Source organism: Citrobacter sp. LUTT5, assembly GCF_009905315.1.
Lineage (GTDB): Bacteria > Pseudomonadota > Gammaproteobacteria > Enterobacterales > Enterobacteriaceae > Citrobacter > Citrobacter freundii.
Map to the genome: position 1 here is coordinate 1,680,947 of NZ_CP047606.1, position 16,382 is coordinate 1,697,328.

The following is a 16,382-nucleotide window of genomic DNA, read 5'->3' on the forward strand; positions in this document are numbered from 1 at the left end:
CGTTATGTCCCGGTCAGCAAAACCCCAAAATGGCCGCCGCCGCTTTCTGCGCGATATGGTTCGCGCAGCGGGCGGGCTGGCCGTCGTTGGCGTGGCGCTGGGGTTGCAACAACAAACCGCACGCGCAACCGGCGTGCGGTTGCGCCCGCCAGGTGCACTAAGCGAGGAGGCATTTGCCAGCGCTTGCGTACGTTGCGGTCAGTGCGTTCAGGCATGTCCGTATGACACGCTGAAGCTAGCGACGCTGGCCTCCGGGCTGGCGGCTGGTACGCCATATTTTATCGCCCGTGATATTCCCTGCGAAATGTGTGAGGACATTCCGTGCGCCAAAGTCTGCCCCAGCGGCGCGTTGGACAGAGAAATTGAATCCATTGACGATTCGCGTATGGGGCTGGCGGTACTGCTGGATCACGAAAACTGCCTCAACTATCAGGGATTACGCTGTGACGTTTGCTATCGCGAGTGCCCGAAAATCGATGAGGCGATCACCCTGGAGCTGGACCGTAACATGCGTACCGGCAAGCATGCGCGGTTTATTCCTACCGTGCACAGCGATGCCTGTACCGGCTGTGGGAAATGCGAAAAAGTCTGCGTACTGGAGCAGCCAGCAATAAAAGTGCTGCCGTTGTCGCTGGCGAAAGGGGAGTTAGGACACCATTACCGCTTCGGTTGGCTGGAGGGGAACAATGGCAAATCGTAAACGTGATGCCGGGCGTGAAGCGCAGGCAAAAAAAGGATGGTGGAAGAGCCATCGTTGGCTGCTGCTGCGTCGTCTGAGTCAGTTTCTGATACTGGCGATGTTCCTTAGCGGCCCGTGGCTTGGTGTTTGGATTCTGCATGGCAACTACAGTAGCAGCCTGTTGCTGGACGCTATCCCGTTCACCGATCCGCTGATTACTCTGCAAAGCCTGGCCAGCGGGCATCTGCCAGCGACGGTGGCGTTAACGGGGGCAGCCATCATTACGGTGCTGTATGCGCTGGCCGGTAAGCGACTGTTTTGCAGTTGGGTTTGTCCTATGAACCCGGTCACCGATTTAGCCAGCTGGCTGCGCAGAAGGTTTGACCTGAATCAGTCTGCGACCCTGCCGCGCCATATACGGTACGTCCTGCTGGTGGTCATTCTGGTCGGTTCAGCGCTGACTGGTACGCTGCTGTGGGAGTGGATAAACCCGGTTTCTTTGCTGGGACGTAGCCTGGTAATGGGATTCGGTAGCGGAGCGTTGCTGATCCTCGCGCTGTTTTTATTTGATTTACTGGTCGTTGAGCATGGCTGGTGCGGGCATCTCTGCCCACTGGGTGCGCTGTATAGCGTGGTGGGAAGCAAAGGTGCATTAACCGTTTCGGCAAAAGAACGTAACAGATGTAACCGCTGTATGGATTGTTTTCATGTTTGCCCGGAACCGCATGTGCTACGTGCGCCGGTGCTGGATGAGCAAAGTCCGGTGCAGGTAACCAGTCGCGATTGCATGGCCTGCGGTCGCTGTGTGGATGTCTGTTCTGAGGATGTTTTTACAATAACAACACGATGGAGTTCGGGAGCGAAATCATGAAAAGCCATGACCTGATTAAAGCGCTGAGTCAATGGATGGCCGCGCTGGCCTTGCTAGTCAGTGGGGCAGTTTGGGCTGCAAACGGAGTGGATCTGAGCCAGTCACCTGAAGTCTCAGGAACACAGGAAGGGGCGATTCGCATGCCGAAAGAGCAAGTGCGTATGCCGCTGAACTATGTGAATCAGCCGCCGATGGTTCCGCACAGCGTTGAAGGATATCAGGTGACGACTAACACCAACCGCTGCCTGCAATGCCACGGTGTGGAAAGCTATCGTACCACCGGTGCGCCGCGCATCAGTCCGACGCACTTTATGGATAGCGACGGCAAGGTATTGGCTGAAGTCGCGCCGCGTCGTTATTTCTGTCTGCAATGTCACGTTCCGCAGGCTGACGCCGCGCCGATTGTTGAAAATACCTTCACCCCCTCGAAAGGTTACGGGAAATAAGAGGTCATTATGGAAAATTCTAACCGTAAACCAGGCTGGATTAAGCGCGTCTGGCAATGGTGGCGTCGCCCCAGCCGTCTGGCGCTCGGCACGCTGTTGTTAATCGGCTTTGTGGGCGGCATTATTTTCTGGGGCGGCTTTAATACCGGTATGGAAAAGGCCAATACAGAAGAGTTCTGCATTAGCTGTCACGAAATGCGCAATACGGTGTACCAGGAATACATGGAAACCGTACACTACAACAACCGCAGTGGTGTGCGAGCGACTTGCCCTGATTGCCACGTCCCACACGAGTGGGGCCCGAAAATGATCCGTAAGATCAAGGCCAGTAAAGAGCTGTACGCGAAAGCACTGGGGTTAATAGATACACCGCAGAAATTTGAAGATCATCGTTTAACGATGGCGCAAAATGAGTGGCGGCGTATGAAAGATAACAATTCGCAAGAGTGTCGAAACTGTCACAACTTCGAGTTTATGGATTTAACCGCCCAGAAAGGCGTCGCGGCCAAAATGCACGACCAGGCCGTGAAAGACGGGCAAACCTGTATTGACTGCCATAAAGGGATAGCGCACAAACTGCCTGATATGCGCGAAGTCAAACCGGGCTTTTAACAGGATGTAGATAACCAGGTATGCTTGAAGCCAGAGAATTACTTTGCGAGCGGGATGACAGAATACTGTTCAGCGAGTTGTCATTTCGCGTCAACGCAGGGGAATGGGTACAAATTACCGGCAGCAACGGCGCAGGGAAAACCACTCTGCTGCGGTTGCTTACCGGGCTGGCGCGTCCCGACGCAGGGGAGGTTTGCTGGCAAGAGCAACCGCTGCATCACGTGCGGGACAGCTACCATCAGCAACTACTGTGGATTGGACATCAGCCGGGGATAAAAACCCGGCTTTCGGCGTTGGAGAACCTGCGTTTCTTCCATCATGACGGCGACATCGCGCAGTGTCTGGCTGCGCTGGCGCAGGCGGGACTTGCCGGATATGAAGATATCCCAGTGAACCAACTTTCCGCCGGACAACAGCGGCGCGTGGCGCTGGCCCGTTTGTGGTTGACCCGCGCCCGACTGTGGATCCTCGATGAACCCTTTACCGCCATTGATGTGAACGGCGTTGAGCGACTGACTCAGCGTATGGCGCAGCATACGGAGCAGGGCGGTATTGTTATTCTCACCACCCACCAACCGCTCAATGTCGAGACCGATAAAGTGCGACGCATTGCGCTGACCAGTGAGAGGGCAACGCAATGATGTGGCGAATCTTTCGTTTAGAACTGCGAGTTGCGTTTCGTCATAGTGCGGAAATTGCTAATCCTTTATGGTTCTTCCTGATTGTTATTACGCTGTTCCCCCTGAGTATTGGGCCGGAGCCACAGCTGCTGGCGCGCATAGCGCCGGGCATCATCTGGGTTGCGGCGCTACTGGCGTCATTGCTGGCGCTGGAACGGCTATTTCGTGATGACTTACAGGATGGCAGCCTTGAGCAACTGATGCTGCTGCCGTTACCGCTACCGGCCGTGGTGCTGGCGAAAGTGATGGCGCACTGGGTCGTGACAGGTCTGCCGCTGCTGATCCTCTCGCCGCTGGTGGCGCTGTTGCTGGGCATGGATATGTACGGCTGGAAAATTATGGCGCTGACCTTGTTACTCGGAACGCCGACGCTGGGTTTTCTCGGCGCGCCGGGCGTGGGGTTGACGGTGGGCTTAAAGCGCGGCGGCGTGCTGTTAAGCGTGCTGGTACTCCCGCTCACCATACCCTTACTGATTTTTGCGACCGCCGCGATGGATGCGGCTTCTATGCACTTACCGGTTGAAGGGTACATGGCGATTCTGGGTGCGTTGCTGGTCGGCAGCGCCACGTTAAGCCCGTTTGCCACAGCCGCGGCGTTACGGATAAGCGTGCAGTAACGAGAATTAGATGTGCAGGCCGGGCAAGGCGCTCCGGCACAACGGATTTTAATTTATGGAGTCTGGTGACTGAACTATGTGGAAAACACTTCATCAATTGGCGATGCCCCCTCGGCTCTATCAGATCTGTGGCTGGTTTATCCCGTGGCTGGCGATTGCCAGCGCGGTGGTACTGATAACGGGATGGGGCTGGGGCTTTGGTTTTGCGCCTGCAGACTATCAGCAGGGGCAGAGCTATCGCATTATTTATCTGCACGTTCCGGCGGCAATCTGGTCGATGGGCATTTACGCCTCGATGGCCGTTGCCGCGTTTATCGGCCTGGTCTGGCAGATGAAAATGGCCAATCTGGCGCTGGCTGCGATGGCGCCGATTGGTGCAGTGTTTACCTTTATTGCGCTGGTGACAGGTTCCGCATGGGGCAAACCGATGTGGGGAACCTGGTGGGTTTGGGATGCCCGACTCACCTCTGAACTGGTGCTGCTGTTTCTCTACGTTGGCGCCATTGCGCTGTGGCATGCCTTTGATGACCGCCGTCTGGCAGGTCGTGCCGCCGGTATTCTGGTGCTGATTGGCGTGGTCAACTTACCGATTATCCACTACTCGGTTGAGTGGTGGAATACGCTGCATCAGGGTTCTACCCGCATGCAGCAAAGCATCGATCCGGCGATGCGTACGCCGCTGCGTCTGGCGATCGTCGGCTACCTGTTACTGTTTGTCACGCTGGCGCTGATGCGCATGCGTAACCTGATTTTGATGATGGAAAAACGCCGCCCGTGGGTGAGCGAACTGATCTTAAAAAGAGGCCGCCAATGACCCCTGCATTTGCATCATGGAGTGATTTTTTCGCGATGGGCGGCTACGCCTTGTATGTCTGGCTTGCCGTAGCGATGAGCGTTATCCCGCTGGTGGTGCTGGTAGTGCATTCCACGTTACAGCATCGCGCAATTTTACGCGGTGTAGCGCAGCAGCGGGCGAGAGAAGCACGTATGCGTGCGGCGCAAGTGCAACGGGAGGCGGCGTGAATATTCGACGTAAAAATCGGTTATGGATAGCCTGTGCGGTACTGGCGGGTCTGGCTTTGACCATTACGCTGGTGCTTTATGCGCTGCGTTCCAATATTGACCTGTTCTATACGCCGGGAGAGATACTCTACGGTAAGCGCGAAACGCAGCAGATGCCTGAAGTCGGTCAGCGCCTGCGCGTGGGCGGTATGGTGATGCCCGGTAGCGTAAAGCGCGATCCGCAGTCATTGAAAGTGAATTTCAGCATCTATGACGCCGAAGGTGTGGTGGATGTAACCTATGAAGGTATTCTGCCGGATCTGTTCCGCGAAGGGCAGGGTGTTGTTGTTCAGGGCGAACTGGACGGGGGAAATCATGTACAGGCCAAAGAGGTTCTGGCCAAACATGATGAAAATTACACCCCGCCGGAAGTTGAAAAAGCGATGCAGGAAAACCATCGTCGTCCGGAAAGCGTGTATAAGGATAAAACGTCATGATGCCTGAAATTGGCAATGCGCTGTTGTGCCTTGCGCTAGGCGTGGCGTTACTGCTGTCGGTCTATCCGCTGTGGGGCGTAGCGCGCGGCGATGTACGGATGATGGCTTCCGCGCGGCCCTTTGCCTGGGTGTTGTTTATCTGTGTGATGGGCGCGTTCCTGATTCTGGTCAACGCCTTCGTGGTTAATGACTTTACCGTCACCTACGTCGCCAGCAATTCCAATACCCAGCTTCCGGTCTGGTATCGGGTGGCAGCAACCTGGGGCGCGCATGAAGGCTCTCTTCTGCTGTGGGTGCTGCTGATGAGCGGCTGGACGTTCGCCGTTGCGGCATTCAGCCAGCGTATGCCGCTGGACATCGTCGCCCGCGTGCTGGCGGTGATGGGGATGGTCAGCGTTGGCTTTCTGCTGTTTATTCTGTTTACCTCCAATCCATTTGCCCGTACGTTGCCCAACTTCCCTATTGAAGGGCGCGACCTGAACCCGCTGTTGCAGGATCCGGGGCTGATTTTCCATCCGCCGTTGCTGTACATGGGGTATGTCGGTTTCTCCGTGGCCTTTGCGTTTGCGATTGCCGCGTTGATGAGTGGCCGACTGGACAGTACCTTCGCCCGTTTTTCGCGTCCGTGGACGCTGGCGGCGTGGGTGTTCCTGACGCTGGGTATTGTGCTCGGTTCCGCCTGGGCCTATTACGAGCTGGGCTGGGGCGGCTGGTGGTTCTGGGATCCAGTTGAAAATGCCTCGTTTATGCCATGGCTGGTGGGAACGGCGCTGATGCACTCGTTGTCGGTCACCGAACAGCGTGCCAGCTTTAAAGCCTGGACGCTGCTGCTTTCAATCTGCGCATTCTCGCTTTGCCTGTTGGGGACTTTCCTGGTGCGCTCCGGCGTGCTGGTATCGGTGCATGCTTTTGCCTCCGATCCGTCGCGCGGGATGTTTATTCTGGCCTTTATGGTATTAGTGATTGGCGGCTCCCTGCTGCTGTTTGCGGTTCGCGGTCACAAGGTCCGCTCACGGGTAAACAACGCGCTGTGGTCGCGTGAATCTCTGCTGTTGGGCAACAACGTTCTGCTGATTGCCGCCATGCTGGTGGTGCTACTGGGCACGTTGCTGCCGCTGGTGCACAAACAGCTCGGGTTGGGCAGTATTTCGATTGGCGAGCCGTTCTTCAACACGATGTTCACCTGGCTAATGGCGCCGTTCGCTCTGTTGCTGGGGATTGGACCATTAGTGCGCTGGGGTCGTGACCGACCGCGTAAGCTGAAAACACTATTGCTTGTCGCGTTTGTCACCACGCTTGTCCTGTCGCTGCTGTTGCCGTGGCTGTTTGAGGATCGCATTGCGGCGATGACCGTCGTGGGCCTGGCGATGGCGTGCTGGATTTTTGTACTGGCGATGTCCGAAGCGTTCCTGCGTATTTCTCGTGGGACGAAGCTGACGCCAAGTTACTGGGGCATGGTGTTGGGTCACGTAGGGTTGGCGATCACCATTGTCGGTATTGCCTTTAGCCAGAATTACAGCGTTGAACGTGATGTGCGTATGAAGGCGGGCGATAGCGTCAGTATCCATAACTATCAGTTCACGTTCCGCGAAGTGAAAGATATTACCGGACCTAACTACCGGGGCGGTGTCGCCATTATTGGCGTTACCCGAGATGGTAAACCAGAAGCCACGCTGCATGCGGAAAAACGCTTCTATAACAGCACCAGTTCGATGATGACTGAAGCGGCAATTGACGGCGGATTCACACGCGATCTGTACGCTGCGCTGGGTGAAGAACTGGATAACGGCGCATGGGCTGTGCGTCTGTACTACAAACCGTTTATTCGCTGGATTTGGGCCGGAGGATTGCTGATGGCGCTGGGCGGATTGTTCTGCCTGTTTGATCCACGCTATCGTCAGCGCACGCGTCCTCGTGCCGCGGTGCAAAAAAATGCGTCGGAGGCTGTATGAAGCGCAACGCACTGTTAATTCCGTTTATTATTTTTCTGATCATTGCGGCGGCGCTGCTGTGGCAGCTGGCGCGTAACGCTCAAGGGGACGATCCCACTAATCTGGAGTCGGCGCTGATCGGCAAACCCGTTCCGACATTCCGCCTCGAATCGCTGGAAAATCCGGGTCAACATTATCAGGCCGATGTGCTGACCCAGGGCAAACCGGTACTGCTGAACGTCTGGGCGACCTGGTGTCCGACCTGTCGCGCCGAACATCAGTACCTGAATCAGCTGTCTGCGCAGGGCGTGCGGGTAGTGGGTCTGAACTATAAAGACGATCGTCAGAAAGCCATTGTCTGGTTGAAGGAGCTGGGCAATCCTTACTCATTAAGCCTGTTTGACGGCGACGGTATGCTTGGTCTGGATCTTGGCGTGTACGGCGCGCCGGAGACGTTCCTGATCGACGGTAACGGTATTATTCGCTATCGCCATGCCGGTGATTTGAATGCCAGGGTGTGGGAGAGCGAGATCAAACCGTTGTGGGATAAGTACAGTAAGGAGGCTGCGCAATGAGATTTTTACTGGGCCTGCTGATGCTGGTTATCTCGGGATCCGCGCTTGCGACCATCGATGTGATGCAGTTTAAGGATGAAGCGCAGGAGCAGCAGTTCCGTCAGCTTACCGAGCAGTTGCGCTGTCCTAAATGTCAGAACAACAGTATTGCCGATTCTAACTCGATGATTGCCACCGACCTGCGTCAGAAAGTGTACGAACTGATGCAGGAAGGAAAAAGTCAGAAAGAGATTGTCGACTACATGGTGGCGCGCTACGGCAACTTCGTCACTTACGATCCGCCGTTGACGCCGCTTACTGTGCTTTTGTGGGTGATGCCGGTGGTCGCGATTGGTCTGGGTGGCTGGATTATTTTCGCCCGTACTCGCCGACGTGTCCGGGTGAAACAGGAAGAGTTTCCTGATGACGTTATCCCGGATGGCAAGCGCGGTGGATTCGGGTTGTTTGTGCCCGGCATCGTGGTGGCGCTGGTCGTGGGTGCGGTGAGCTATTATGAAACCGGCAACTATAAGCAGGTTCAGGTCTGGCAACAGGCCACCGCTCAGGCTCCGGCGCTGCTGGAGCGGGCGTTGGATCCAAAAGCTGATCCGCTCAATGAAGAAGATATGACGCGTCTGGCGTTGGGTCTGCGCACTCGCTTACAAGCCGATCCTGCCAACGTTGAAGGTTGGATCATGCTTGGGCGCATTGGCATGGTACTTGGTAACGCCAGTACGGCCACTGAAGCCTATGCCAATGCTTATCGACTGGATCCGAAAAACAGCGATGCTGCGCTGGGCTATGCGGAAGCGCTGACCCGTTCTTCCGATCCTGATGATAACCGTCGGGGAGGGGAGCTGCTACGCCAGTTGGTACGCGGCGAACATGCCAACGTGCGGGTTCTCAGCATGTATGCGTTTAACGCTTTTGAACAGCAGCGCTTTGGCGAGGCGGTTGCGGCGTGGGAGATGATGCTGAAATTATTACCGGCCAATGATACCCGTCGGGCGGTGATAGAACGCAGCATTAAGCAGGCGATGGAGCAGCTAACGCCGCAGGAGAAGTAAGAGTGGAAGATGCCGGATGGCGACGCAAAGCGTCTTATCCGGCCTACTGATGCACGTGGCTTGTAGGCCCGATAAGCGTAGCGCCATCGGGCAATATCTGATTACTGCATGCCGCGTGTTTGTAAAAATAGAATGGTGGCAGCTACACGAGAACGCACGTTGAGTTTGCGCAGCAGATTGCGAATATGCACCTTCACCGTCTGTTCAGAAATATTCAGCACTGATGCAATCTGTTTGTTCGATAGCCCCTGAGCAAGTTCATGTAACACATCCAGTTCGCGTTCGGTGAGAACGCTGAATGGGTCTTCCTGGGCGCCAAACAGGTCGCGCTCGCGCAAATATTCGCTGACGCGGGTACTAAAGGCTTTACCACCTTTGGCACCACTGCGAATAGCCTCCAGCAGGACTTCAGGATCGCTGTCTTTAAGCAAATAACCATCCGCGCCGGCATCAATTAGAGCGTACACATCGTTGGCGGCATCCGATACGGTAAGAATAATAATTTGCGCGGTGACGCCGTCCCGACGCAGCGCATTCAGGGTATCCAGTCCGCTCATCCCTTTCATATTGAGATCCAGTAGGATCACATCAAGGTCCAGGCGGTTTGCCAGGTCGATAGCGCTGGCACCATCACCCGCTTCCGCGACTACGTTAAAGGCGGGATCAAGTTGCAATAATTGACTAATTCCTCGCCGCATCAGTGGGTGGTCGTCAACAATCAGCACCCGAAAAGGCGTTGCTTCAGGCATACTATTCTCCTGAGTTTTTATTAGTATCATTATTGTTTTCAGCGCATCAATCGTCCAGATTCATCACGCTGATGAGAGGATAAATTTTACCCCAATTTGTGCATGGGTAAGTAGTAAAACCTGTACTGAAAGCCGTAGTAATACTCAGGAATGATGAATCTCAGACATAAAAAAACCAACCCTAAGGTTGGTTTTTTTGGGGATTTTTGGTCGGCACGAGAGGATTTGAACCTCCGACCCCCGACACCCCATGACGGTGCGCTACCAGGCTGCGCTACGTGCCGACGCTATGGCTGCTAATACTACTGCTTTCCGCTACGAATGCAAGAGCATGTCTCGCTAACTGATTTATAATTAATCAGTTAGCAATAAATCGCTTCTCATCCGTCAGAACCTGTAACAGCAGACTTAGCTGCGGTTTCTGATCTTTTATTTTCTCGCCGCGCAAATTATAGGTCTGATAATTACCGTTGTTGTTCAGCACCAGCGTCATCTCGGGTGTGGTAACGGCCATCGTGCTGCCGTCAGCGGCAGTAACCCAGTAATGGCGGCGGGTTGCATTGAACAGATCCTGCCCCTGCGAGTATTCGTTAGCAGGTGTACTGACGTGCAGCAGGCGCTGCATCAGCGTTGTCATCAGGTCCGTATGATCGGTCAGGCTATTGATGCGCTGAGCAGGCGTTCCCGGCCAGTGAATAACCAGAGGAACCTGCAGATGGCCTCGCGACCAGGCAAAGTTGTTCTCTTCCTGAGTCAGCGGCACGCCCCGACCAGCGGTAATAATCACCACCGTGTTGTTCAGTTTGCCGGAGTCGCGCAGGGCGCTAATAACGCGGTTGATGTTGGCATCCACATCCTGAGCGGCGCTGGCATAGCGTTTGGCAAAATTCTTCTGGTTACTCTCATCAAGGTTGGTCCCGTTAAAGGAGACCCACGAGAACCAGCGGTTATCTTCCTGCGCGTAGCGTCCCAGCCAGTTAATCCACTGGCTTGCAGTTTGCTCGTCAGATTGCGTTTGCACGCTTGGCATGGAGAAATCTGATAGCAGCGCCTGGCGATAAAGCGGGCTGGTAAAGCCATCCGAGGAGAATAGCCCTAACTGATAGCCCTGCTGGTTCAGCGCGGAAATCAACGCCGCAGGCGTTCGGGTCGATAAAATCCCATCCATGTAGCTTGGTGAGACACCGTAGAACAGGCCAAAAATCCCGTTATCCGTGGTGTTGCCAGTGCTCATGTGACGCGTAAAGGAGATATTCTGCCCGGCGAATTCAGCCAGCGCAGGCATCTGCTTTTCAAAGCGTGAATAGTTCAGGCCGTCGACGGTGATTAGCAGGACGTTCTGGCCGGTGCCCATATCGCGATAGCGCAGTTCGCTCAGCGGGTACTGCACGGAAACTGCTTCCGGATTCCCCTGCTCGATCAGGCGACGCTGATACTCTTGCGCATCCAGCAGACCATGTTTTTCCAGGAACTTACGCGCCGTCATCGGGTAGGAGAGCGGCAGGTTCGCGCGCTGCATGGTAATCGGGCGATAGAAATTGGCATCCGCCCAGATATACACCACGTGCGAGGCGATAAAGCAAATGAAGAAGAATGCGGCTAATGGTTTGGCGAAGTGGCGACGACGCGTCAGGCTACGCAGCTTTTGCCAGCTCCAGGTCGCAAACAGCATTTCAATTAACAAAATCACTGGCACGCTGATAAACATCAGTTGCCAGTCACGCGCCGCTTCATTCTGGTCAGGATTGATGACCAGTTCCCAGACGATCGGGTTGAGGTGCAAATGGAAGCGGGTGAAAACTTCGCTGTCGATTAGCAACAGCGTCATGCCCACCGTCGCCAGAATAGCTGATAAGAATCGCATCAGCCTCTGGGACATGACGATAAACGTCAGGGGAAACAGGATTAGCAGATAGGTGGCAAACACCAGAAAACTAAAATGTCCGACCAGGCTTACATAGGAATAAATACGACCTGCAAGCGTTGTCGGCCAGTCGGCGACAAACAGGTAACGGCTACCGAGTACCACGGCCAACAGAATGTTGAACAAGGCAAACCAGTGCCCCCAGCTAACCATCTGGGAGACTTTCTCACGGTAGCGCTGACGATGAGTTACCATAAACTGTTGTTCGTTTCCCCAGAGCAGGCTCTTAATGCGCTTGGTCGTCGTTTACCGAAGACTGTAATGCGCGGGCAAAAGAGTTGGCAATCGCCTGGCGCTGGGCCGGTGCGATGCTTGTATTGATAAGGTTAGTCACCATATTTCCCAGTACCATCAGGGAAAGGTCGGTCGGCGCCTTATGTTTTTCCAGTACGTTGAGCATCTCATTCAGCAGTTGTTCAACGTGTTCGTCACTATAGCGGGAAATTTGTGGCATAAATCGAAATCAGTCTGTTCATGAAAGGGCAACATATTACCGTACAGACAGTTTTTTTTCTGCTTTTTTATCTTCTATTGCGTCACTGCCCGGCAGGTGGTTGAATACCGCCCGGTCTAAAAGGAGAGTTTATCATGAGTCTGGATATCAACCAGATTGCCCTGCACCAGCTTATCAAACGTGACGAGCAGAACCTTGAGCTGGTCTTGCGCGATTCATTACTGGAACCGACAGCGACGGTTGTCGATATGATGGCTGAGCTGCATCGGGTATATAGCGCCAAGAATAAAGCTTATGGCCTGTTTAGCGAAGAGAGTGAACTGGCACAAACGCTGCGTTTACAGCGTCAGGGCGAAGAGGATTTTCTGGCATTTAGTCGTGCCGCGACCGGACGCTTGCGGGACGAGCTGGCGAAATATCCTTTTGCCGACGGCGGCATTGTCCTGTTCTGCCATTACCGCTATCTGGCGGTAGAGTATCTGTTGGTCGCCGTGCTGAACAATTTAAGCAGCATGCGCGTCAATGAAAATCTGGATATCAATCCGACGCACTATCTGGACATCAATCATGCGGATATCGTGGCGCGTATTGATTTAACCGAATGGGAAACCAATCCGGAGTCCACGCGCTATCTGACGTTCCTGAAAGGGCGGGTAGGGCGCAAAGTCGCCGATTTCTTTATGGATTTCCTCGGTGCCAGCGAAGGTTTGAATGCCAAAGCGCAAAACCGTGGCCTGCTGCAGGCGGTCGATGACTTTACTGCCGAGGCGCAGCTCGATAAAGCTGAACGCCAGAATGTGCGTCAGCAGGTGTACAGCTACTGCAACGAACAGCTACAAGCCGGTGAAGAGATCGAGCTGGAGTCGCTGTCCAAAGAGCTTTCCGGCGTCAGTGAAGTTAGCTTCAGCGAATTTACCGCTGATAAAGGCTACGAGCTGGAAGAGAGCTTCCCGGCAGATCGCAGTACGCTGCGTCAGTTAACCAAATTTGCCGGAAGCGGCGGTGGGTTAACCATCAACTTCGACGCCATGCTACTGGGTGAACGTATTTTCTGGGATCCGGCTACAGATACTTTGACCATCAAAGGTACGCCGCCGAACCTGCGCGACCAGCTGCAGCGTCGCACGTCGGGCGGGAAATAAAACCGTTTGCCGGGTGAGAGCGTAAACGCCTTATCCGGTCGACGAGAACCATCAATATCGATTACAAAATCCCATAAAAAAACCCCGCCTTGGCGGGGTTTTTCTTCAACTTGTTTGCGATTACGCGCGAACGAAGTCGATGTGAGACAGCTTCGGCTTGAACGGGTGACGCTGTACAGCCTGAGCTTTAACTTTAACTTCTTTACCGTCAACAACGATGGTCAGAACTTCGCTGTAGAATTCAGCTTTAGCTTGCATGTTCATAACTGCATCGTGATCCAGTTCGATAGCAATCGGGGCTTCTGCGCCACCGTAGATGATTGCCGGGAACTTGTTAGCGGCACGCAGGCGGCGGCTCGCACCCTTACCCTGCTCTTTACGTACTTCAGCGTTGATAGTAAACATTTAAATCTCTCTTTAATAATTCCTGCTACAGGCGACCCAGCAACAGGTAAGTGATCTGCTTTGCGTATGCAAAAGCGGGCGAGATTCTATACTCAAACGGCTGGTACATCAATCAAAAGTACGATTAACCGCGTAATTCATGTGCCCGACGAAAGCGTCCTTCATAATCGAAGACCTTTTCACGGACCTGCCAGTACTGACCTTTCATGCGCGCGACCACGAAATCAGGATGACGTAACAGCGCCTGCTGGGCGAGGATATCGGCGGCGGTTATCCAGCGTAAGGGAATGCCGGGCGTTCGGGTGTGCGGGCGAATAAACAGTTGCTCGAAGGCCGTTCGCTGCGCGGGAGTATGCAGGCGAAAGCGTTCGCTGACGTCGGCGCCATCTTCATCGTAATAGGTAATTTTCAGCCATTCGCCTTTTTCATCCTGCCCATTTTGTAGCGCCATCCCGCTGCAGCGCAGAACCAGCGCATCTTTAAGCCTGAGCGCGGCTTTCAGCATGTCATCTGGGTCAACCAGTACCGCGTCGCACTCCCTACAACGGCGGGCGGCGATGTCATTTTCCGCGTTGCATTGCGGGCAGTTTTTAAAACGGAAACGAAAATCGCACTGTTCGCGATGGCCGTCATCATCTTCAAACCATCCCTGACAGCGGCGGCCAAAGTGCTCAATCAGCGTGCCGTCGGCCGTTGTTTTGCCCCAGAAGGTGTTGGCAAAGCCGCAGGCAGGACAGAACACCTGTACTGGAACGTTGTCGCTTTTCCCTTTCGGCGCACCAACTTCCGGCGCGTACAGGTCGTGCGGGTTACCAGCGTAATCGAGGATCAGACAGTCGGTTTTACCCGGCGCCAGGCGCAGCCCACGACCGACAATTTGTTGGTAAAGGCTAACTGACTCGGTCGGGCGCAGAATGGCGATAAGGTCGACGTGCGGGGCATCGAAGCCAGTGGTCAGGACCGACACATTCACCAGATAGCGAAAACGTTGGGCTTTGAACTCTTCAATCAGCACGTCGCGTTCGGCGCCAGGCGTGTCTCCGGTGATAAGTGCGGCGTCGTCAGCAGGCAGCAGACCCAGAATTTCTTTGGCGTGTTCAACTGTGGCGGCGAAAATCATCACCCCTTTACGCGTCTGGGCAAACTCGACAATCTGGCTGATGATATGCGGCGTTATTCGCTGCTGCTTTTTCAGTTCCTGATTCAGGTCCGCTTCGCTAAACAGGCCGTTACTTTGCGCCTGCAGGCGGCTGAAGTCATATTGCACTACCGGCATGTCGAGGCGTTCTGGCGGTGTCAGGTAGCCGTGTTTAATCATGTAGCGCAGCGGTAATTCATAAATGCAGTCGCGAAACAGTGCTTTTTCATCGCCGCGCACCATTCCGTGATAATGAAAATGATAAATCCAGCCTTTGCCCAAACGAAAAGGTGTGGCGGTAAGTCCGAGCAGGCGTAAGTGAGGATTTACTTTGGTCAGGTGAGTGAGGATTTGCTGATACTGACTCTCTTCATCATCGCCAATGCGATGGCATTCATCGACGATAAGCAGGGAGAATTCTCCCTGAAAGGCGTCCAGATTACGCGCTACCGACTGTACGCTGCCAAATACCACTTTCCCGTGGCTCTCTTTACGCTTCAGGCCTGCGGCAAAAATATCGGCTTCCAGCCCCAGCGCACAATATTTCGCATGGTTTTGTGCGACCAGTTCTTTGACGTGCGCCAGTACCAGTACGCGACCACGCGCCACGCGGGCCAGCTCGGCAATCACCAGACTTTTGCCCGCGCCGGTTGGCAGGACGATAACCGCCGGGGTGCGGTGGTGGCGAAAATGGTTGAGCGTGGCGTCCACGGCTTCTTTTTGGTACGGGCGAAGAGTAAAAATCATGGGCTCACTATGATAAACAATAACAAGGAGTAGTATGCCATGAATCATTTCTCTTGAGGGATGGTATAACGCAGCTATACTGGGCGGATAACGGTCCCACTTTTCGGGCGTAAACCCGATTCTCGTATTTTTACAGGCAAAATCACACACATGCGACTTGATAAATTTATCGCTCAGCAACTCGGCGTCAGCCGCGCTATTGCCGGGCGTGAGATCCGTGCTAACCGCGTTACCGTCGACGGTGAAATCGTCAGAAATAGCGCTTTTAAGCTGCTGCCAGAACACGACGTAGAATATGACGGTAATTCCCTGGTTCAACAAAATGGCCCGCGCTATTTTATGCTGAATAAGCCTCAGGGTTATGTTTGCTCAACGGATGATCCCGATCACCCGACGGTGCTCTATTTCCTTGATGAACCGGTTGCCTACAAACTGCATGCGGCAGGGCGTCTGGATATCGACACCACTGGACTGGTGCTGATGACCGATGACGGACAGTGGTCGCATCGCATCACCTCTCCTCGTCACCATTGTGAGAAAACCTATCTGGTGACGCTGGAGTCGCCAGTGGCAGATGATACCGCCGAACAGTTTGCCCATGGCGTACAGTTGCACAATGAGAAAGACCTGACCAAACCGGCCGTGCTGGAAGTGATTACGCCAACTCAGGTGCGTTTGACCATCAGCGAAGGGCGCTATCATCAGGTTAAACGTATGTTTGCCGCGGTGGGTAACCACGTTGTGGAACTGCACCGTGAACGGATTGGTGACATCAGGCTTGATGAGGATCTGGCGCCAGGTGAATACCGTCCTTTGACTGAAGAAGAAATCGCCAGCGTTAACTTAACCCCGCGTTAATTTCAGGAG

Annotated in this window: 19 protein-coding genes and 1 tRNA gene; 14 read left to right on the top strand and 6 right to left on the bottom strand. The window is 54.3% G+C overall.

Annotated elements, in window-relative coordinates; translation table 11 throughout:
• Positions 1 to 4: 4 nt before the first annotated feature.
• The 12 genes from napG (at position 5) to GUC46_RS07935 (ending at position 8,956) form a co-directional block, all read left to right on the top strand.
• Positions 5 to 700, top strand: a complete 696-nt coding sequence (gene napG / locus GUC46_RS07880) for a ferredoxin-type protein NapG (RefSeq protein ID WP_003027555.1) — start codon at positions 5 to 7, stop codon at positions 698 to 700.
• On the top strand, positions 687 to 1,550 hold the full coding sequence (napH, locus tag GUC46_RS07885; protein ID WP_003027552.1) for a quinol dehydrogenase ferredoxin subunit NapH: 864 nt from the start codon (positions 687 to 689) through the stop codon (positions 1,548 to 1,550). Before napG ends, napH begins: the two co-directional genes overlap by 14 nt.
• Complete coding sequence (gene napB, locus GUC46_RS07890; RefSeq protein ID WP_003839442.1) at positions 1,547 to 1,996, top strand: nitrate reductase cytochrome c-type subunit; 450 nt, start codon at positions 1,547 to 1,549, stop codon at positions 1,994 to 1,996. The genes napH and napB overlap by 4 nt, the downstream gene beginning before the upstream one ends.
• Positions 1,997 to 2,005: 9 nt before the next feature.
• Positions 2,006 to 2,608 carry a cytochrome c-type protein NapC gene (gene napC, locus GUC46_RS07895; protein ID WP_003027548.1) on the top strand — a complete coding sequence of 201 codons (603 nt, stop codon included), beginning with the start codon at positions 2,006 to 2,008 and terminating at the stop codon, positions 2,606 to 2,608.
• Between the two features lie 20 nt (positions 2,609 to 2,628).
• Complete coding sequence (gene ccmA / locus GUC46_RS07900; protein ID WP_003027545.1) at positions 2,629 to 3,249, top strand: cytochrome c biogenesis heme-transporting ATPase CcmA; 621 nt, start codon at positions 2,629 to 2,631, stop codon at positions 3,247 to 3,249.
• On the top strand, positions 3,246 to 3,905 hold the full coding sequence (gene ccmB, locus GUC46_RS07905) for a heme exporter protein CcmB (RefSeq protein ID WP_003027542.1): 660 nt from the start codon (positions 3,246 to 3,248) through the stop codon (positions 3,903 to 3,905). The genes ccmA and ccmB overlap by 4 nt, the downstream gene beginning before the upstream one ends.
• A gap of 76 nt (positions 3,906 to 3,981) precedes the next feature.
• Positions 3,982 to 4,719, top strand: a complete 738-nt coding sequence (locus GUC46_RS07910; RefSeq protein WP_008785297.1) for a heme ABC transporter permease — start codon at positions 3,982 to 3,984, stop codon at positions 4,717 to 4,719.
• Positions 4,716 to 4,928, top strand: a complete 213-nt coding sequence (gene ccmD, locus GUC46_RS07915) for a heme exporter protein CcmD (RefSeq protein WP_003027536.1) — start codon at positions 4,716 to 4,718, stop codon at positions 4,926 to 4,928. Before GUC46_RS07910 ends, ccmD begins: the two co-directional genes overlap by 4 nt.
• A complete protein-coding gene (gene ccmE / locus GUC46_RS07920; protein ID WP_032949674.1) occupies positions 4,925 to 5,404 on the top strand; it encodes a cytochrome c maturation protein CcmE in 480 nt (159 codons plus the stop codon). The genes ccmD and ccmE overlap by 4 nt, the downstream gene beginning before the upstream one ends.
• Positions 5,401 to 7,356, top strand: coding sequence for a heme lyase CcmF/NrfE family subunit (locus GUC46_RS07925; RefSeq protein WP_160180059.1), 1,956 nt, complete (start codon positions 5,401 to 5,403; stop codon positions 7,354 to 7,356). Before ccmE ends, GUC46_RS07925 begins: the two co-directional genes overlap by 4 nt.
• Positions 7,353 to 7,910 carry a thiol:disulfide interchange protein DsbE gene (dsbE, locus tag GUC46_RS07930; RefSeq protein WP_003027524.1) on the top strand — a complete coding sequence of 186 codons (558 nt, stop codon included), beginning with the start codon at positions 7,353 to 7,355 and terminating at the stop codon, positions 7,908 to 7,910. The genes GUC46_RS07925 and dsbE overlap by 4 nt, the downstream gene beginning before the upstream one ends.
• A complete protein-coding gene (locus GUC46_RS07935; protein WP_160180062.1) occupies positions 7,907 to 8,956 on the top strand; it encodes a cytochrome c-type biogenesis protein CcmH in 1,050 nt (349 codons plus the stop codon). The genes dsbE and GUC46_RS07935 overlap by 4 nt, the downstream gene beginning before the upstream one ends.
• A gap of 101 nt (positions 8,957 to 9,057) precedes the next feature.
• Here GUC46_RS07935 and narP read toward each other — a convergent pair whose 3' ends face one another.
• The 4 genes from narP to GUC46_RS07955 form a co-directional block, all read right to left on the bottom strand.
• Positions 9,058 to 9,705 carry a nitrate/nitrite response regulator protein NarP gene (gene narP, locus GUC46_RS07940; protein WP_003027518.1) on the bottom strand — a complete coding sequence of 216 codons (648 nt, stop codon included), beginning with the start codon at positions 9,703 to 9,705 and terminating at the stop codon, positions 9,058 to 9,060.
• A gap of 207 nt (positions 9,706 to 9,912) precedes the next feature.
• Positions 9,913 to 9,989: transfer RNA gene (locus GUC46_RS07945), tRNA-Pro, on the bottom strand.
• A 74-nt stretch (positions 9,990 to 10,063) separates the two neighbouring features.
• Positions 10,064 to 11,824 (bottom strand): LPS biosynthesis-modulating metalloenzyme YejM, encoded by a 1,761-nt coding sequence (yejM, locus tag GUC46_RS07950; protein ID WP_003027509.1) that lies wholly within the window; start codon positions 11,822 to 11,824, stop codon positions 10,064 to 10,066.
• A gap of 31 nt (positions 11,825 to 11,855) precedes the next feature.
• Positions 11,856 to 12,083 (bottom strand): YejL family protein, encoded by a 228-nt coding sequence (locus GUC46_RS07955; RefSeq protein WP_003027506.1) that lies wholly within the window; start codon positions 12,081 to 12,083, stop codon positions 11,856 to 11,858.
• A gap of 134 nt (positions 12,084 to 12,217) precedes the next feature.
• Here GUC46_RS07955 and yejK point away from each other — a divergent pair, with 134 nt between their 5' ends.
• Positions 12,218 to 13,225: a nucleoid-associated protein YejK gene (gene yejK, locus GUC46_RS07960; protein WP_003027504.1), complete on the top strand. Its 1,008-nt coding sequence runs from the start codon at positions 12,218 to 12,220 to the stop codon at positions 13,223 to 13,225.
• A gap of 120 nt (positions 13,226 to 13,345) precedes the next feature.
• Here yejK and rplY read toward each other — a convergent pair whose 3' ends face one another.
• Together rplY and GUC46_RS07970 are read right to left on the bottom strand one after the other, a co-directional pair.
• Positions 13,346 to 13,630, bottom strand: coding sequence for a 50S ribosomal protein L25 (rplY, locus tag GUC46_RS07965; protein ID WP_003027502.1), 285 nt, complete (start codon positions 13,628 to 13,630; stop codon positions 13,346 to 13,348).
• A gap of 124 nt (positions 13,631 to 13,754) precedes the next feature.
• A complete protein-coding gene (locus tag GUC46_RS07970) occupies positions 13,755 to 15,515 on the bottom strand; it encodes a DEAD/DEAH box helicase (RefSeq protein WP_044701147.1) in 1,761 nt (586 codons plus the stop codon).
• Positions 15,516 to 15,665: 150 nt separating this feature from the next.
• Here GUC46_RS07970 and rsuA point away from each other — a divergent pair, with 150 nt between their 5' ends.
• Positions 15,666 to 16,373: a 16S rRNA pseudouridine(516) synthase RsuA gene (rsuA, locus tag GUC46_RS07975; protein WP_003027496.1), complete on the top strand. Its 708-nt coding sequence runs from the start codon at positions 15,666 to 15,668 to the stop codon at positions 16,371 to 16,373.
• Positions 16,374 to 16,382 lie beyond the last annotated feature (9 nt).

Excerpts from the sequence above, each read along its gene's own strand:
- napG (WP_003027555.1), top strand. The coding sequence starts at position 5 with ATGTCCCGGTCAGCAAAACCCCAAAATGGCCGCCGCCGCTTTCTGCGC.
- napH (WP_003027552.1), top strand. The coding sequence starts at position 687 with ATGGCAAATCGTAAACGTGATGCCGGGCGTGAAGCGCAGGCAAAAAAA.
- napB (WP_003839442.1), top strand. The coding sequence starts at position 1,547 with ATGAAAAGCCATGACCTGATTAAAGCGCTGAGTCAATGGATGGCCGCG.
- napC (WP_003027548.1), top strand. The coding sequence starts at position 2,006 with ATGGAAAATTCTAACCGTAAACCAGGCTGGATTAAGCGCGTCTGGCAA.
- ccmA (WP_003027545.1), top strand. The coding sequence starts at position 2,629 with ATGCTTGAAGCCAGAGAATTACTTTGCGAGCGGGATGACAGAATACTG.
- ccmB (WP_003027542.1), top strand. The coding sequence starts at position 3,246 with ATGATGTGGCGAATCTTTCGTTTAGAACTGCGAGTTGCGTTTCGTCAT.
- GUC46_RS07910 (WP_008785297.1), top strand. The coding sequence starts at position 3,982 with ATGTGGAAAACACTTCATCAATTGGCGATGCCCCCTCGGCTCTATCAG.
- ccmD (WP_003027536.1), top strand. The coding sequence starts at position 4,716 with ATGACCCCTGCATTTGCATCATGGAGTGATTTTTTCGCGATGGGCGGC.
- GUC46_RS07925 (WP_160180059.1), top strand. The coding sequence starts at position 5,401 with ATGATGCCTGAAATTGGCAATGCGCTGTTGTGCCTTGCGCTAGGCGTG.
- dsbE (WP_003027524.1), top strand. The coding sequence starts at position 7,353 with ATGAAGCGCAACGCACTGTTAATTCCGTTTATTATTTTTCTGATCATT.
- GUC46_RS07935 (WP_160180062.1), top strand. The coding sequence starts at position 7,907 with ATGAGATTTTTACTGGGCCTGCTGATGCTGGTTATCTCGGGATCCGCG.
- narP (WP_003027518.1), bottom strand. The coding sequence starts at position 9,705 with ATGCCTGAAGCAACGCCTTTTCGGGTGCTGATTGTTGACGACCACCCA.
- yejM (WP_003027509.1), bottom strand. The coding sequence starts at position 11,824 with ATGGTAACTCATCGTCAGCGCTACCGTGAGAAAGTCTCCCAGATGGTT.
- GUC46_RS07955 (WP_003027506.1), bottom strand. The coding sequence starts at position 12,083 with ATGCCACAAATTTCCCGCTATAGTGACGAACACGTTGAACAACTGCTG.
- yejK (WP_003027504.1), top strand. The coding sequence starts at position 12,218 with ATGAGTCTGGATATCAACCAGATTGCCCTGCACCAGCTTATCAAACGT.
- rplY (WP_003027502.1), bottom strand. The coding sequence starts at position 13,630 with ATGTTTACTATCAACGCTGAAGTACGTAAAGAGCAGGGTAAGGGTGCG.
- GUC46_RS07970 (WP_044701147.1), bottom strand. The coding sequence starts at position 15,515 with ATGATTTTTACTCTTCGCCCGTACCAAAAAGAAGCCGTGGACGCCACG.
- rsuA (WP_003027496.1), top strand. The coding sequence starts at position 15,666 with ATGCGACTTGATAAATTTATCGCTCAGCAACTCGGCGTCAGCCGCGCT.